12 protein-coding genes are annotated in these 15,110 nt (G+C 64.4%); 5 read left to right on the top strand and 7 right to left on the bottom strand.

Annotation, left to right across the window (positions count from 1 at the left end; all coding sequences use genetic code 11):
- The first annotated feature begins 20 nt into the window (after positions 1-20).
- Complete coding sequence (locus BMI91_RS18725; RefSeq protein ID WP_078601754.1) at positions 21-341, top strand: hypothetical protein; 321 nt, start codon at positions 21-23, stop codon at positions 339-341.
- Here the strand turns inward: BMI91_RS18725 and BMI91_RS18720 are convergent.
- The gene (locus tag BMI91_RS18720) at positions 338-763 is read right to left on the bottom strand and encodes a DUF1489 family protein (protein ID WP_078606225.1); all 426 of its coding nucleotides are present in this window, start codon (positions 761-763) and stop codon (positions 338-340) included. The genes BMI91_RS18725 and BMI91_RS18720 overlap by 4 nt on opposite strands.
- 159 nt (positions 764-922) lie before the next feature.
- Between BMI91_RS18720 and BMI91_RS18715 the strand changes: the two genes are divergently transcribed.
- Complete coding sequence (locus BMI91_RS18715; RefSeq protein WP_078606224.1) at positions 923-3,187, top strand: adenosylcobalamin-dependent ribonucleoside-diphosphate reductase; 2,265 nt, start codon at positions 923-925, stop codon at positions 3,185-3,187.
- Between the two features lie 169 nt (positions 3,188-3,356).
- On the opposite strand, the gene BMI91_RS18710 is transcribed toward BMI91_RS18715, so the two are convergent.
- The gene (locus BMI91_RS18710) at positions 3,357-8,108 is read right to left on the bottom strand and encodes a fibronectin type III domain-containing protein (RefSeq protein WP_208607998.1); all 4,752 of its coding nucleotides are present in this window, start codon (positions 8,106-8,108) and stop codon (positions 3,357-3,359) included.
- Between the two features lie 499 nt (positions 8,109-8,607).
- Here BMI91_RS18710 and BMI91_RS18705 point away from each other — a divergent pair, with 499 nt between their 5' ends.
- The 3 genes from BMI91_RS18705 to BMI91_RS18695 are packed head-to-tail and all read left to right on the top strand — an operon-like array spanning position 8,608 to position 10,273.
- Entirely contained in the window at positions 8,608-9,120 is a 513-nt protein-coding gene (locus BMI91_RS18705; RefSeq protein ID WP_078547657.1) for a phage tail protein, read from the top strand.
- 39 nt (positions 9,121-9,159) lie between these two features.
- Positions 9,160-9,699, top strand: a complete 540-nt coding sequence (locus tag BMI91_RS18700; RefSeq protein WP_078606222.1) for a phage tail protein — start codon at positions 9,160-9,162, stop codon at positions 9,697-9,699.
- A 31-nt stretch (positions 9,700-9,730) separates the two neighbouring features.
- Entirely contained in the window at positions 9,731-10,273 is a 543-nt protein-coding gene (locus tag BMI91_RS18695; protein WP_078606221.1) for a phage tail protein, read from the top strand.
- 141 nt (positions 10,274-10,414) lie between these two features.
- Here the strand turns inward: BMI91_RS18695 and BMI91_RS18690 are convergent, their stop codons facing one another.
- From BMI91_RS18690 to BMI91_RS18670, 5 genes are all read right to left on the bottom strand, one after another.
- Complete coding sequence (locus BMI91_RS18690) at positions 10,415-11,548, bottom strand: ABC transporter permease (protein WP_078606220.1); 1,134 nt, start codon at positions 11,546-11,548, stop codon at positions 10,415-10,417.
- Entirely contained in the window at positions 11,545-12,525 is a 981-nt protein-coding gene (locus tag BMI91_RS18685) for an ABC transporter ATP-binding protein (protein ID WP_078606219.1), read from the bottom strand. Before BMI91_RS18685 ends, BMI91_RS18690 begins: the two co-directional genes overlap by 4 nt.
- Positions 12,522-13,475 carry an HlyD family secretion protein gene (locus BMI91_RS18680; protein ID WP_078606218.1) on the bottom strand — a complete coding sequence of 318 codons (954 nt, stop codon included), beginning with the start codon at positions 13,473-13,475 and terminating at the stop codon, positions 12,522-12,524. Before BMI91_RS18680 ends, BMI91_RS18685 begins: the two co-directional genes overlap by 4 nt.
- Entirely contained in the window at positions 13,468-14,124 is a 657-nt protein-coding gene (locus tag BMI91_RS18675; RefSeq protein ID WP_078606217.1) for a TetR/AcrR family transcriptional regulator, read from the bottom strand. Before BMI91_RS18675 ends, BMI91_RS18680 begins: the two co-directional genes overlap by 8 nt.
- 240 nt (positions 14,125-14,364) lie before the next feature.
- Positions 14,365-15,045 (bottom strand): dihydrofolate reductase family protein, encoded by a 681-nt coding sequence (locus BMI91_RS18670; protein WP_078606216.1) that lies wholly within the window; start codon positions 15,043-15,045, stop codon positions 14,365-14,367.
- Positions 15,046-15,110 lie beyond the last annotated feature (65 nt).

The raw sequence follows: 15,110 nt of genomic DNA, 5'->3' as shown, positions 1-15,110 counted from the left end.
TCGAACAAAGGAATTCCACGATGATCGAGTCGATGGAGAAAAGCCCCGCAGGTGTGGTCGGTCTGATCGCCTCCGGCACTGTTCTTAAACATGATGTGACCGAGGCGATGCGCCTCGTCGGGGCCGCGGATCGGATGATGGTGGTCGTCGCGCCGCGCTTCGATGGCTACATGGCGGAACTGATCGGCGGGCTGCGTCAAAGCTGCGAAGACGGTCAGGCTGGGCGCTGTGCGCTGGTCGTGCCGGAGGATATGCGCTCCGAGGCGAGCATGCAGGGCGAGGGCGGCGCATTTCGCATCTTCACCGCGCAAGGAGAGGCGGAAAGCTGGCTCGCCTCTTAACGCAGGCCGATTTCCGACAGCGCCACGGCAAGCTCGCGGGGCAGGGCCTCTTCGCGGTCGCGACCTTTCGGCAGATCGCGGGGCGCATCCTCGGGGCTCAGGTAGCGCCAGCCCTGGAAGGGGCGGCGCGACAGGGCCTCCGTGCGGACAACCTCGCGGTCAAGCACGATCGCGCAGCGCGCGATCCCGTCCGCGCCCATCACTTCGGACAGTTCCAGAATGCGTTGACGTGCCAGCACCGCGCCCTTGAAGACCCAGTATAGCGACCCGCCACTCAGGATCTCGTCCGCGCGCTTCGGCCACATGCGCGTCACATGCATAGCCGGGCCTTTGCCATAGCGGCTGGCCTGCCACGCGATCAGGTCCTCGACCTTCTCGGCGCCGACGCACAGTTTGATCAGATTCACCACTTTGTCACCCATGCCTCTTAATTAGGTTTTCGCTCCCGCGACGGCAATGTCCGATTTGCGTCTGGTCATGCGAAGAGGCCTTAGGTATAGTGTCAGCCCGCCCCCGACGCACGATATGCGGAGGGGGCTTTCGATTTTTACCTCACTCGAACTGCTGCCAGCGAGGACCTCATGAGCCGTTTTGCCGCCCCGATTGCCGAACAGATCTGGGACATGAAATACCGTCTGAAGGAACAGGACGGGACCCCGATCGACGCGACCGTTGAGGATAGCTGGCGTCGGATCGCGCGCGCCTTGGCCGAGGTCGAGGATAAGCCCGCGAAATGGGAAGAGAAATTCTACGGCGCGCTGGAAGATTTCAAATATCTCCCCGCAGGCCGGATCGCTGCCGGTGCCGGCACGGGCCGCGCCGTGACGCTGTTCAACTGCTTCGTCATGGGAACGATCCCTGACAACATGGGCGGCATCTTCGACATGCTCAAGGAAGCCGCGCTGACGATGCAGCAGGGCGGGGGAATCGGCTACGATTTCTCGACCATCCGCCCGCGTGGCGCCGAGGTGAAGGGCGTCGCTGCCGATGCGTCGGGGCCGCTGAGCTTCATGGACGTCTGGGATGCGATGTGCCGCACGATCATGTCGGCAGGCTCGCGTCGCGGCGCGATGATGGCGACGATGCGCTGCGATCACCCCGATATCGAGAGCTTCATCACCGCCAAGCAGGATTCGGCGCGGCTGCGGATGTTCAACCTGTCCGTGCTGGTGACCGACGCCTTCATGGAGGCCGTGAAGGCCGATGGCCCGTGGGATCTGAAATACGGCGACAAGGTCTATCACACGCTGAACGCCCGCGATTTGTGGAACAAGATCATGCGTGCGACCTATGACTATGCCGAGCCGGGCGTAATCTTCATCGACCGCATCAACAAGATGAACAACCTCAACTATGTCGAGCAGATCGCCGCGACCAATCCCTGCGGCGAGCAGCCCCTGCCGCCCTATGGCGCGTGTCTGCTGGGCTCGATCAACCTTGCGCGGCTGGTGACGAACCCGTTCGAGGCCGATGCAGGTCTGGACCCGGAGCAGCTCGACGAGATGGTGCGTCTTGCGATCCGCATGATGGACAATGTGGTCGACGCCTCGCGCTTCCCGCTGGAGCAGCAGCGCGAAGAGGCGCAGAACAAGCGCCGCATCGGTCTGGGCGTGACCGGTCTCGCCGACGCGCTCCTGATGCTGGGCCTGCGCTATGGCTCGGAAGAAGCGGCGGCGCAGACCGAAGCCTGGATGAAGCAGATCGCGCGGGCGAGCTATCTCGCCTCGGTCGATCTTGCGAAGGAAAAAGGTGCGTTCCCGCTGTTCGATGCCGAGAAATACCTTGCCTCGGGCAACATGATGCAGATGGATGACGACGTCCGCGAGGCGATCCGCGAGCACGGCATCCGCAACGCGCTGCTGACCTCGATCGCACCCACGGGAACCATTTCGCTTTATGCGGGCAACGTCTCCAGCGGTATCGAGCCGGTCTTCGCCTATGCCTACAAGCGCAAGGTGCTGCAGCCCGACGGCTCGCGCACCGAGGAAGAGGTTGTCGATTACGCGGTGCAGATGTGGCGCGACAAGTTCGGGGACAAACCGCTGCCCGACTATTTCGTCAATGCCCAGACGCTTGCCCCGATGGATCACGTCCGGATGCAGGCGGCAGCGCAGAAATGGATCGACAGCTCGATCTCCAAGACCATCAACTGCCCCGAGGATATCCCCTTCGAGGCGTTCAAATCGGTCTATATGGAAGCGTGGGACACCGGCTGCAAAGGCTGCACCACCTACCGTCCGAACGACGTGACCGGTTCGGTTCTCAGCGTTTCCGAGAAGTCCGAAGATGCGCCGGAAGTCGATGAGGGCGCCGATGTGGTCTACCTGACCGAGCCGCTGGACCGTCCGGCAGCACTCGAAGGCTCGACCTACAAGATCAAGTGGCCGGGTTCGGAACACGCGATCTACATCACGATCAACGACATCGTCCAGGGCGGACACCGCCGCCCCTTCGAGGTCTTCATCAACTCGAAGAACATGGAGCATTTCGCCTGGACCGTGGCGCTGACCCGGATGATCTCGGCGGTGTTCCGGCGCGGCGGCGATGTCTCCTTCGTGGTCGAGGAGCTCAAAGCCGTATTCGATCCGCGCGGCGGGGCCTGGATGCAGGGCAAATATATCCCCTCCATCCTCGCGGCGATCGGCGGCGTGATCGAGCGTCACATGATCTCGATCGGCTTCCTCGAAGGCGAAGGGCTGGGCCTGAAATCCGACCCCGAGGCCGACCGCATGGCCATCGGCGAAGCCCCCCGCGGCAAAGCCTGTCCGTCCTGTGGCTCCTACGCTCTGCGGATGGTCGAAGGCTGCATGACCTGCGCCGATTGCGGCCACTCCAAATGCGGCTGAGCCGGGTGAGTTGAAGCCAAAAAAAGCAAATGACTGCGCAGGCGAAAGCATAAGCCTGCCCACGGGCTGCCCCAGCTGGTCTATCGTTGATCCCAGGGCGTCAGGCTGAAACAGGAACGGGGCGAGGATACATATCCTCGCCCCGTTTGGTTTTCGGCTGTCTCCCGCTTCAGAACTGCTTGGACAGTCTCAGCGAGATGCTGTTGCTGTGGCTGTTCGACCCCGAGGTATTGCGCAGGTCGATGCTGAGCTGCGTGCCGCCCTCGAAGGCGATACTCGTGCCCAGCCCGATCGTCAGCAGGTTCTGATCGGATTGCGGCAGGTTCAGCACATATTGCGAGCCGTTCACCAGATCCGCATAGCTCATCCCCGCGGCGATATCGCGGTTCAGCACCCGGTTATATTCCAGCCGGAAGTTCGGCGAGACCGTCCCGAAGCTCGTTTTTTGGGTGAAGCCACCGCGCAGGCCAAAGTCGAACTGGGTCGAGCCGAAGCTTTGACGGTCGAAGCTCAGCGCATCGGCCGGGTCCGCAGTGCGCTCGGTAAAGGCATTCAGATGCCCCGAGATCACCTGCATCCCCGCATAGGGCGAGAGCATCCAGTTATCCTGCCGGAACTCCATCCCGGTGCGGACCTGTGCGAAGACCTGAGAGCCATCGCGCGAACCATAGGCCATATCCGGCCCGCCCGAGATCGCGCGGCGACTGTCGAAGCCCAGCGTGCCATAGCCCGCCAGCACATCGACAAAGCCGCGTTCGCCGGTGCGGAAGGTCCCGTAGACCACCGCGTTCACGCTATGCCCACTGGTCTTCGAACCATCGCTGCCGATATCCGAGTGCCCGTTGCCATAGCCAAGCCCGAGCCCGAGGATCGCGTCCGCGCTGGGTTGGTAGTCGAGACCCGCGCTGAGCCCGTTGCTATGGAGGTCGATCGCGCCGTCCTTCGTCAGGTTCAGCGTGCCCGCCGTCCAGATCGCGGTTTGCGGGCCGAACAGGTTTTCGGAGGCGCCGCTGGTCGAGACGGATGGGGTCGGCGTGGGAGCTGCGCCACGCGTAGCCCCTCGGCTCGGCGCGGGCGTGCGACCGGTCTGGTTCTCGAACGGATCGACCGGGTCGGCAAAACCGCGCGCGCGGGTCACGCTGGGAATGCCGAGACGCGCGCCGAAACTGTCGCGCAGGCCATTGCCGTCGCGCAGCGCTTCGAGATGCGAGGAGAAGTTCCCGATCTGCGTGCGGGCGAATTGCATCGCCATCGTGTTCTGCGCGGTCACGATCCCGATCACATCCGGATCCTGTGTCGGATCGGGGGCCACCTCGACCAGAACCGTCAGCGTCGCGCTGCCCGGCGCGTAGCTCGCATTGCCGGCGGTCGTGCCGGTGATCTGGCAGCTACCCGCCGCGACCGGCGTGACCACAGCGCCGCTGAGCGTGCAGACCGACGGCGTCGCGTTGCTCAGCGTCACCGTCAGGCCAGAGCTCGCCGTCGCGGTTGCTGCGAAAGGCGCACTGCCGATCCGCACCGGAGAACTGACCGGCGCGAAGGTGATCGTATCGGTCTGGCGCGCCACGGTGGCGGTGATCGTGTAGCTCTGCGTCGCGATCCCATCGGCTGCGGTGGCGGCCACGCTGATCGTGTTCGCGCCCGTCGCCAGCGAGACTGGCGCCGAGGCGCTGCCCGAGGCGGTCGCATTGCCGTTCACGGTGAGGCTCGCGCCGCTATCCGTGGCCGTCGGCGTGACGGTTATCGAGCCCGTGCCATAGGGCAGGTCCACCGAATAGCCGCTCGTGCCCGAACTGAACACGGGGCTCAACGTGCCCTGGCTCACGCTCAGCGCCGAGAGCGTCGCGACATTCGACAGATAGGCGAACTGATCCGCGCTGGTGGCGCTCGAGGTGCCGCCCGGTGCGGTCACGCTTACATGCACCGTGCCCGTGCCCGAAGGCGCGGTCGCGGTGATCTGGCTGTCGGAATTGACGGTGAAGCCGCTCGCAGGTGCCCCCCCGAAGCTGACCGCCGTCGCGCCGTTGAAATCGCTCCCCGTCAGCGTGACGGAGGTGCCGCCGCTGGCCGACCCCTGTGCCGGGCTGATCGCGGTGATCGTGGGGGCGGCGCGCTGGATCGCGATGGTGATCGTGGCGCTTTGGAAGCTCGCATTCGGTGTGCTGGCATCATGGCCGCTTACGGTGAAGCTGTAGCTGCCATTGGCGCTGGGCGTGCCGCTGAGAGTCCCGGTGGATGAGAGCGACAGCCCCGGCGGGAACGAGCCGGTCTTCGCGGCTGTGTCGAACGTGTAGGGCCCGGTGCCGCCCGAGACGCTCAGCGTGGCCGAGTAGCTCGTGCCGACCTGCCCATCCGACAGCGCGCCCGAGGTCACGGTGAAAGTGGGAGCCGAGACGGTGATCGTGACCGTCGCGGGGGCGGATGTGCCCGTCGCGTTCGTGCCGGTATAGGTGAAGCTGTCCGCGCCGTGATAGCCCGCCGTGGGCGTATAGCTGATCGTGGTGCCGCTCACCTTGGTCGAGCCGTGGCTGGGCCCGGAGGCGACCGTGACCGATGTCGCCGCGCCGCCGGAGAAGTTCAGCGGCACCGCGTTGTCGGTCGAGCCATATCCTGCGGTGAGGCTCACGGCATTCGCGGTCGGCGCCGCCAGCGGCGAGACGCTGTTCGACGCGGCCGAGGCCGGGCCGGTGCCCGCAGAGTTGGTCGCGGTGACGGTGAAGTTGTAGCTGGTTCCGTTCGTGAGGCCGTTCACCGTGATCGGTGAACTGGTCCCAGTTCCGGTGAACCCGCCCGGTGTGGAGGTCACGGTGTATCCGGTGATCGTCGCGCCGCCATCGGAACCGGGCGGGGTGAAGCTGATCTCGGCCTGTCCATCTCCCGCCGTCGCGGTGCCGATCGTCGGCGCGCCCGGCACGACCGCGTTCACGGCGAAGCTCTGCGTGACGGTCGGGGCGGGGTTATAGGTGCTGTCGCCCGCCTGATCGGCGTCGATCGAGCAGGTGCCGGTCGAGGCGAAGGTCAGCGCGCCACCTGCGGTGATGGTGCAGACCCCGGTTGTGGTCGACGAGAAGCTGACCGGCAGGCCGGAGGACGCGGTTGCGTTCAGCGTCGGCGAGGTGCCGTAATCCTGCGCGCCCGGATTGGCGAAACTGATGGTTTGGCCCGCCGTCGGCGTGACGCTGTTCGAGGGCGCTGAGAACCCGGCCGATCCGTAGCCGTTATCGGCGCTGACCGTGAACGTATAAGCCGTACCGGCGGTCAATCCGTTGACGGTGATCGACGTGCCGGTGCCATTCGCGGTTTTGTTTCCAGGTGAAGACACCACTGTGTAATCCTGGATCGGCGCGCCCCCGCTGTCGGTGGGTGGGGTGAAGCTCACGGTGGCGCTCTCGACGCCGGCGACGGCTGTGACATTGGTGGGCGGCGGGGCCGTGGTCGGGTTGACCGTGAAGCTCTGCGTGACGGTTTGCGCCGCAAGATAGCTGCCATTGCCCCCCTGATCGGCATCGATCGAGCAGGTGCCCGCCGAGACGAATGTCAGTGCACCGCCCGAGGTGATCGTGCAGACACCGGTGGTGGTCGAAGAGAAGCTGACCGTCAGGCCGGACGAAGCGGTTGCGCTCAGCGTCGGCGAGGTGCCGTAGGTTTGCGCACCCGGGTTGGTGAAGGTGATCGTCTGAGCCGCCTTCGGGGTCACCGCGTTCGAGGCGCTGGAAGCCGGGCTTGTCCCGAAGTTATTCGTCGCGGTGACGGTGAAGGTATAGCTGGTGCCGTTCGTGAGGCCGTTCACCGTGATCGGCGAGCTGGCCCCGGTTCCGGTGAGCCCGCCCTGCGTGGAGGTCACGGTGTATCCGGTGATCGTCGCGCCGCCGTCGGAGGCGGGCGCGGTGAAGCTGACTTCGGCTTGGCTATCGCCTGCCGTCGCGGTGCCGATCGTGGGTGCGCCCGGCGCGGCCGCGTTCACGGCGAAGCTCTGCGTGACGGTCGGGGCGGCGTTATAGGCGTTATTGCCCGCCTGATCTGCATCGACCGAGCAGGTGCCCGCCGAGACGAATGTCAGTGCACCGCCCGAGGTGATCGTGCAGACACCGGTGGTGGTCGACGAGAAGCTGACCGTCAGGCCGGACGAGGCGGTTGCGCTCAGCGTCGGCGAGGTGCCGTAATTCTGCGCGCCCGGATTGGCGAAGGTGATCGTCTGTGCAGCCTTCGGCGTAACCGCGTTCGAGGGGCTGGAGGCCGAGCTCGTCCCGAAGTTATTCGTCGCGGTGACGGTGAAAGTATAGCTGGTGCCGTTCGTGAGGCCGTTCACCGCGATCGGAGAAGTGGTCCCGGTTCCGGTGAACCCGCCCGGCGAGGAGGTCGCGGTATAGCCGGTGATCGGGTCGCCGCCATTCGAGGCCGGGGCGGAGAAGCTGACCTGCGCGCTGCTATCGCCGGCCGAGGCCGAGACATTCGTCGGCGCATCCGGCGCGGTCGCGGGGGCCGGGAAGGTGAATGTGACGGTGTAGGTGGTATTGGTTGTGGTATTTCCGCCCGAGGAGATGCCCGATGCGTAATAGAGCGTGACCGGAACTCCGCTGGCCGGATAGGTCGTCGGAGCGGTGTCCAGAGTGACCGTGTAAGTCGGGAAAATATAGGTGCCGGTGCTTGTGTCGAGATTCGGGGATACCGTGATCACCGCGCCTGAATTCGGATCCGTGAAGGTCTGGCTCGTGATCTGATTATTAACCGTGTCGCCCTGGATCGGCCAATAGGCGTTCGCGTTGACCCCCGTCGCGTCATAGAGGCCATATTGGACATCGAGACATTCCGCACTCACGTTGAGCGTCTTTGTCGACCCCTGCCCGCCATCCAATAACAGCGTCGTGCCGGTGCCGCAGGCGGCCAGAGAGGCGCTCGCCCCGGCGGTTGTCAGAAGCACACCCGCCAGAAGTCGCAAAATGAAAATTCGGAGGGTCGAAATTCGCGTTATGCGAGAAAACCGGTTGGATGCCTGATTGACGGCGCATGCAATGCGACCGCTCAGCGTCAATGCCCTGAACATATCTTGTTGTCCCCACTGAAATTGCAGCGTGGCTCGGACGCATCAAAGAAAATCGTCTGAAAATCCCCGTGGGGCAATTGGTAAAATAATGCGCGAGTCTCTGCTCCCTGATGTTGACGCTATGTCGCGTATTAATTTTCGTCAATCTTTAGCGCGTATTGCCGGGATCTTGCCGAAATGTGCCGACAGGGCTGTGGCGCGAAGAGCGCAGTCGCCGGGTGGCCAGGGGGCGCCATCTGCAGCGCTCTCGCGCGCGCATCGCGAGCTCCCGTTTGGGTGATTTGTCAATATAGCGACACAACACATAGTTGTAAGTTGTCGCAGGACATGTTCGCCCGTAGCCTCGCCTTAGAGGAGAATTCAAGGGAACAGTTCGATGGAACCATTTCTGGGCATGATCATGCCCGTAGCCTTCGATTTCGCGCCGCAGGGCTGGGCGTTGTGTAATGGACAGTTGATGAGCATCGCGCAGTATTCGGCGCTTTTCTCGCTTCTCGGGACCGAGTTCGGCGGGGACGGGCGGACGACGTTCGGCCTCCCCGATCTTCGTGGGCGCAGCCCGCGCGGTGCCACCATGCAGGCGCGCGGGCAAAAACCGGGGAGCGAGGCGGTCACGCTCACGGACGCCACGATGCCCAGCCACAGCCACCCTTTCGTGGCCTCGCAGCTGGCGATCGCGGGACGTGCGCCGATTGCGCCCGACGACATGGTGATCGCTTCGGGCAATATTCCCGCTGGCAATCTCTATGGCAGCGCCGAGGCGCCGGTCGCGCTGGCGCAGACCAATATCGGTCACACCGGCGGCGGCATTGCGCATCCCAACATGCAGCCCTCGCTTTGCGTCAATTACGTCATCGCCCTCCAGGGCATCTTCCCGCAGCGCGCGTAAAGCGCGCAACGGATCCGCCGGAACGGAGAGGATATATTCATGGACCCCATTGTCGGACAAATCACGCTGTTTGCCTTCCCGCGCACGCCGCGCGGCTGGCTCAGCTGTCAGGGGCAGTTGTTGCCCATCAACCAATATCAGGCGCTGTTCTCGCTTATCGGAACCCAATATGGCGGCGACGCCGTCACGACTTTCGGCGTGCCGGATCTGCGCGGGCGCATTCCGCTCGGCATGGGACATGCGCCGGGGCTGTCGGTCTACAAGGTCGGCGACAAGGTCGGGGAGGAGACGGTCACGCTGAGCGTCGCGGAGATGCCGTCGCATTCCCACGCGATCCAGGCGTCGAGCCAGAGCCCGGCGGCCAACGCGACCGCCGTGCCCGGCCCGGAGGTCGAGTTCGCGACCGCAGATGGCACGGGTGTCACGCGCTACGCGGCCCAGCCCGGTGGCGCGTCCGCGACGCTGAATCCGGCCTCGATCGGATCGAGCGGTGCGTCCCGCCCGCACCAGAACATGATGCCGACCACGGTGATGAACTACTGCATCGCCTATGACGGTATTTACCCGCCGCGCTCGTAAGCGCGCCCGGTCTTTTCGGAAAGGACAGGATATGGACCCCATTCTTTGCACGGTCATGCCATTTCCCTACAATTTCATCCCCAAGGGTTGGATGCCTTGTGACGGGCAGGTCTTGCCGATGTCACAATACTCGGCGGTCTACTCGTTGATCGGGACGACCTATGGCGGGGACGGGCGCACGACCTTCGGGCTGCCCAATCTCAACGGGGGCAGCGGTTCGCCGTTGAGCGTCGTTGCCGGGCAGGGCGTAGGGCCGGGGCTTACCCCTCGCGCGCTCGGCCAGCGGGTGGGCAGCGATACGGTGACGCTTACCGAGGCCGATCTGCCGCCGCATTCGCATTCGCTTTCGGTGTTTCCTGAAGGCACGGATGCGAGTGCCGCGCCGACTGCAGGCGATACCTGGATCTCGACGGGGGCCAATGGCTATACCGGCACGCCGGTTCAGGAGGCGACCAGCTTTGCGCCCGGCGCGATCTTGCCGGCCGGAAGCAGCCAGCCGCATGAGAACGATCAGCCGACGCTAGGGCTCGTCTATTGCATCGCCATGCAGGGTATCTACCCGAGCTTCGACTGAAAAACCCGCGCGCCCCGCGAGGCGCGCGACCTGCAATTCAAAGGGGCGGTCGCAGCGCGGCGCGCCCCTTTTTCGTGGGATGAGCTGCCGTGAGAGATCGTGACGCTCTCCGACTTGATCCGAAAGCCGTGCCGAGTGGGCTCAATCCAGCGTCTGTCGATAGCGCAGCATCGAGATCAGCATGATCACCACGCCGATGATGGCGATCGCCCGCAAGTCGCCGGTGATGTCGGCCAGATGGGCACCTTTGAGCATCACCTTGCGCACGATCCGCAGGAAATGCGTGGCGGGGATCGCCGAGCCGATCACCTGCGCCCAGCCGGGCATGCCTGCGTAGGGGAACATGAAACCCGAGAGCAGGATGGTGGGCAGGATCGTCATGAAGCTCGCCTGCATCGCCTGCATCTGGGTGCGCACGAGGGTCGAGATCAGGAAGCCGAGGGCGAGGTTCACCACTATATAGAGGTTGAAGCCGATGAAGAAGGCCAGCCCCGATCCGAGGAACGGCACCCCGAACAGAAGCTTCCCGGCAATCAGGAACACGACGGTCTGGATGTAGCCGATCACGACATAGGGCAGGATCTTGCCCAGCATCACCTCGAGCGGCCGGACCGGTGTGGCGATCAGGGTTTCCATTGTGCCGCGTTCTGTCTCGCGTACGATCGCGATCGCGGTGATCAACACCATCGTCATCGCGAGGATCACGGCGATCAGGCCGGGCACGATGTTCAGCGAGGTTTTGCTCGCCGGGTTGAATTGCTTGTGCACCACGACCGAGAAGGGCGGCGGTTGCCCTGCGACCGGAGCGAGGGGGCCCTGGAAGGTCTGCTTCACCGCAGTGTCGATGATCCCCGACAGCGCGCCGACAGCGGTGCCCACGGCCGTCGGATCGGACGCGTCGGCGCTGACGAGCAGCTTCGGCGACAGGCCCCGCACGATGTCGCGCTCGAAATTGGGCGGAATGACCACGACGAAATTCGCGGTGCCGTCGCGGAGCGCCTGATCGCCTTCCTCGGCGCTGGTCACGATGCCCTCGAATTTGAAGTAATCCGAGGTCTCCATGCCCGACAGCACCGCGCGCGCCACCGGGCTTTCATCGGCCATCTCGATCAGGGTGGGCAGGTGGTGCGGGTCGGAATTGATGATGTAGCCGAACATGACCAGCTGCAGGATCGGGATGCCGATCATCATCGCGAAGGTCATCCGGTCGCGCCGCATCTGGATGAATTCCTTGTAGAGCACTGCTCCGAAACGCGAGACCGAGAACCAACTCATGCGGAGGGGCCTCCGTTGACGCCGAAATTGTCGGCCGCGGTTGCCATCAGGTAGATGAAGACCTCTTCAAGCTCGGCCTCTTTCTTCTCCCATTTGCGCGCGTCGTTCTCCCCGCTCTTTTCAGCGACGACCGCGTCGAGCCCGGCGCTGTCGGTCGAGGACACATGAAGCTGGGCGCCGAAGCGCGCGACCTGCTCGACCCGCGGATCGGCGCGCAGCTCTTCCTCGAGCTGGACCAAGTCGGGGCCGGAGACCCGCCATGTCGTCAGGCCGACCTGATGCGGGATCTCGGTCGCCGGGCCGTCGATCAGCTTCTTCCCATAGGCGATATACGCGATGTAATCGCATTGCACCGCCTCATCCATGTAATGCGTCGAGACAAGCACCGTGACGCCCTGTTTGCTGAGCTGGCGGATCTCGTCCCAGAAGTCGCGCCGCGCCTTCGGGTCGACCCCGGCGGTGGGTTCGTCGAGAAGCAGGAGCGCGGGCTTGTGCTGCATGCAGGCGGCCAGTGCCAGACGCTGTTTCCAGCCCCCCGACAAAGTGCCCGCCAACTGCTTGCCGCGCCCTTCGAGGCCTAGGGTTCGCAGGGTCTCGTCCACCACCTTCTTGCGGTTCTTCACCCGATACATCCGCGCCATGAAGTCGAGGTTCTCGCGGATCGTCAGATCGCCATAGAGCGAGAACTTCTGCGTCATGTAGCCGACGTTTTCCTTGATCGCGCGCGCGTCCTTGTGGATGTCGTAACCAAGGGTGTGACCTTCGCCGCCATCGGGGGTGAGCAGCGCGCACATCATCCGGATCGTTGTGGTCTTGCCCGAACCGTTGGGCCCGATGAAGCCGTAGATCGCCCCTTTGGGCACCGACATATCGACCTCGTTCACCACCTTCTTGCCGTTGTAGATCTTCGTGAGCCCCTTCACGACGATCGCGGGCTCGCTCCGGTCGCTCACGCTGTCGGCGGGTGTCGTGCTCATTGCAGCCGCCTCAGGCTGACCGGCTGGCCCGGCAGGAGCGACACGCCCGCCGGGATTCGCGCCTCGGCCCGGAACACGAGCCGCGAGCGTTCTTCGCGCGAGTAGATGATCGGGGGCGTGTATTGCGGCTCGGAAGCCATCTTGCTGATCGTCACCTTGATGTCGGGGTCACAGCCGTCGCATTCCATCTCCAGCTGATCGCCAATGGCGAAATCCGCGCGCTCGGCCTCGGGCAGGAAGAACAGGACCTTGAGCGCGTTCGGCGGCAGGATCGACAGCACGGGCGCCCCGGCTGCGGCCACTTCCCCGGCCTTGTAATAGACCGTCTCGATCCGACCGGCCACGGGCGCGGTGACCGTCATGTCATCCAGCTGTGAGCGGGCGAGATCGGCATCGGCCTGTGCTGCCTCGAGCGTTTTCTGGGCTGCGAGGACCTGCGCGCTGCGCGCGGGCAGGGCCGCCACTTCGAGCTGAGCCTTGAGCTGGGCCACCTGCGCCTCGGCTTCTTCCAGAGCGGCGCGGTCGACATCAACCTTGGCCTGAGCGACGATTTCTCGGGCGAACAGATCCTCGGTGCGCTTGAGCGCGGATTCCGCGAGGTTGCGATGCGCGATGGCTTGCTCCAGCGAGGCCTTGATCACCTCGATCTCGGGGTCGCGCGAGCCGGTTTCGAGGTTGTTCAGATTGGCGCTCGCGGTCCCGATCTTGGCCTCGGCGGCGCGGACCGCAGCCTGCTGCTTGGTCGAATCCATGTCGAAGAGGAACTGATCGGCCTTCACGCTGTCGCCTTCGATCGCCGCCAGCGTCTTGATGCGTCCGGTGACCGAAGGGGCGACATAGACGTATTCGCCCTCCACATAGCCGGAGTAATGCGGCACCGGGGCGTCCCCATAGCCGGGAATGATCGCGGTGAGCAGGGCGCTGATCCACGCAACAATGGTATCAAGCATCGGTCGAACCCTCCGGGGACAGGAAAACGCCGTGGAATAGAATGTCGAGGTGGTTCTCGATCAACTGATCGAGCGACAGCCCGTTCTCCGGCACGATGTCGAAGATCTCCGCAAGCAGGAGATGCACGACGATCGGGCCGATGATCGAGCGCAGGGTCAGTTCGGGATCGACCGGGCGCAACTGGCCCGACGCGATGCCCTGTCGGATGATTTCGGTGGCGGCGGGAAGGACGTGGTCGAACACCTCGCGCCGATACATCGCGGCGATTTCGGGGGCGACGACGGCCTCGCGGATCACGACCTTGGGCACCGCCAGAACTTTCGGATCCCCAAGCGAGGTCGCGATGAGCGAGAACAGCGCGCGCAGCGTGGCGCGCGCGTCGTCGGACGTCAGATCGACAAGCGCTTGCGCCCGTGTGGCGATCGGGGAAACGGCCCTGCGCACCAAGCCTTCGAGGATCGCCTGCTTCGACGGGAAATAGAGATAGACGGCCCCCTTCGAGAGACCCGCCGTCTTGGCGATCTGCGCCACCGACGTATGGGCGTAACCCTTTTCATCGAAGAGCGAGAGCGCCGCGTCGAGCACCTCGTCAGGCCGCGCCTCCGCGCGACGTCGAAATTTGGGCTCGGGCGAGTCGGGATCTGTCATGGGGAGAAAATAACTGACCGGTCAGTCAGTAGCAAGAATATTGACTCAGTGCCGTATGTCTTCCGACAACTTCAGGAAAAAGGCGAGGGGGGGTAGGCCCGACGCCGTTGGTCTTTCGCGGAAGTTGAGGGAAAAATCGCTCAAGGCGAGGAGGCACCGTTGCGCCATGCTTCGCTGAGCGTTGCGCCGCCCCGAGCTCGAGCGCCACGATGCCGCGCGGGGCTTTGGGGCAAGCCTGTCTCAGCTTTCCCTGCTCACGCGGTGGCGGAGCCAGACGATCCCATTCTCCAGCGTCTCGGCCTGCACCAGCTCCAGCGATTGCGCGGGGCCGGTGCCTTGTTCGTAGATCGCGGGTGCGCCGCTATTGCCGTCGATCACCGGCAGGATCAGGGTGCTGGTCGCGTCGATCAGCCCCTTGGCGAGGAAGGTGCCGTTCAAGGTGCCGCCGCCTTCAAGCAACAGCCGGTCGATCCCGAACCCCTCGGCGATGCGGCTCAGCGCGCCTTCGATGTCGTCTCCCTCGGGACCGCTGAACACGACCGAGATGCCGCGCTCTGTTAGCCGCTCGACATGGGCCTGCGCGACGCGCTCGGAGAGCACGATCGCCAGATGGTCGCCCTCGAGTTCGTCCGTATCCGGCAAGAGCCGCCCCTTGCGGTCGAATACGACGCCGAGGGTGCGTCCCGCCAGATCCGCCAGTCGATCGGGGCGCGGGCTCGGCGCGGGGTCGAGCATCGGTTCGACATGCGGCACCCAGCCTTCGAGCGAGGCGCGACCGATGATCCAGCCTTGCCCCTCCAGACGCGAACCGACCGCATCGTAGATCGTCAGCAATTCGTCTTCGGAATAGGGCCACCCTTCGGTCTTCAATCGTCCGTCGAGCGTGGTGATCATATGGCAAGTGATATGCGGCCGGGGCATTGCGGGGCCTCGTGCTTTGAAAATTATTGGGAAGAAGAAAGAGAAGGCCGAGCCGCGCGGGCCCG

Source organism: Thioclava sediminum (assembly GCF_002020355.1).
In the GTDB taxonomy this organism is placed as follows: Bacteria; Pseudomonadota; Alphaproteobacteria; order Rhodobacterales; family Rhodobacteraceae; genus Thioclava; species Thioclava sediminum.
Note: the sequence above shows the minus strand (reverse complement) of the source record. Positions and strands in the feature narration are given on the sequence as shown.

What these genes read in the sequence shown, in the direction of transcription:
- BMI91_RS18725 (WP_078601754.1), top strand. Translation starts at nt 21, where the DNA reads ATGATCGAGTCGATGGAGAAAAGCCCCGCAGGTGTGGTCGGTCTGATC.
- BMI91_RS18720 (WP_078606225.1), bottom strand. Translation starts at nt 763, where the DNA reads ATGGGTGACAAAGTGGTGAATCTGATCAAACTGTGCGTCGGCGCCGAG.
- BMI91_RS18715 (WP_078606224.1), top strand. Translation starts at nt 923, where the DNA reads ATGAGCCGTTTTGCCGCCCCGATTGCCGAACAGATCTGGGACATGAAA.
- BMI91_RS18705 (WP_078547657.1), top strand. Translation starts at nt 8,608, where the DNA reads ATGGAACCATTTCTGGGCATGATCATGCCCGTAGCCTTCGATTTCGCG.
- BMI91_RS18700 (WP_078606222.1), top strand. Translation starts at nt 9,160, where the DNA reads ATGGACCCCATTGTCGGACAAATCACGCTGTTTGCCTTCCCGCGCACG.
- BMI91_RS18695 (WP_078606221.1), top strand. Translation starts at nt 9,731, where the DNA reads ATGGACCCCATTCTTTGCACGGTCATGCCATTTCCCTACAATTTCATC.
- BMI91_RS18690 (WP_078606220.1), bottom strand. Translation starts at nt 11,548, where the DNA reads ATGAGTTGGTTCTCGGTCTCGCGTTTCGGAGCAGTGCTCTACAAGGAA.
- BMI91_RS18685 (WP_078606219.1), bottom strand. Translation starts at nt 12,525, where the DNA reads ATGAGCACGACACCCGCCGACAGCGTGAGCGACCGGAGCGAGCCCGCG.
- BMI91_RS18680 (WP_078606218.1), bottom strand. Translation starts at nt 13,475, where the DNA reads ATGCTTGATACCATTGTTGCGTGGATCAGCGCCCTGCTCACCGCGATC.
- BMI91_RS18675 (WP_078606217.1), bottom strand. Translation starts at nt 14,124, where the DNA reads ATGACAGATCCCGACTCGCCCGAGCCCAAATTTCGACGTCGCGCGGAG.
- BMI91_RS18670 (WP_078606216.1), bottom strand. Translation starts at nt 15,045, where the DNA reads ATGCCCCGGCCGCATATCACTTGCCATATGATCACCACGCTCGACGGA.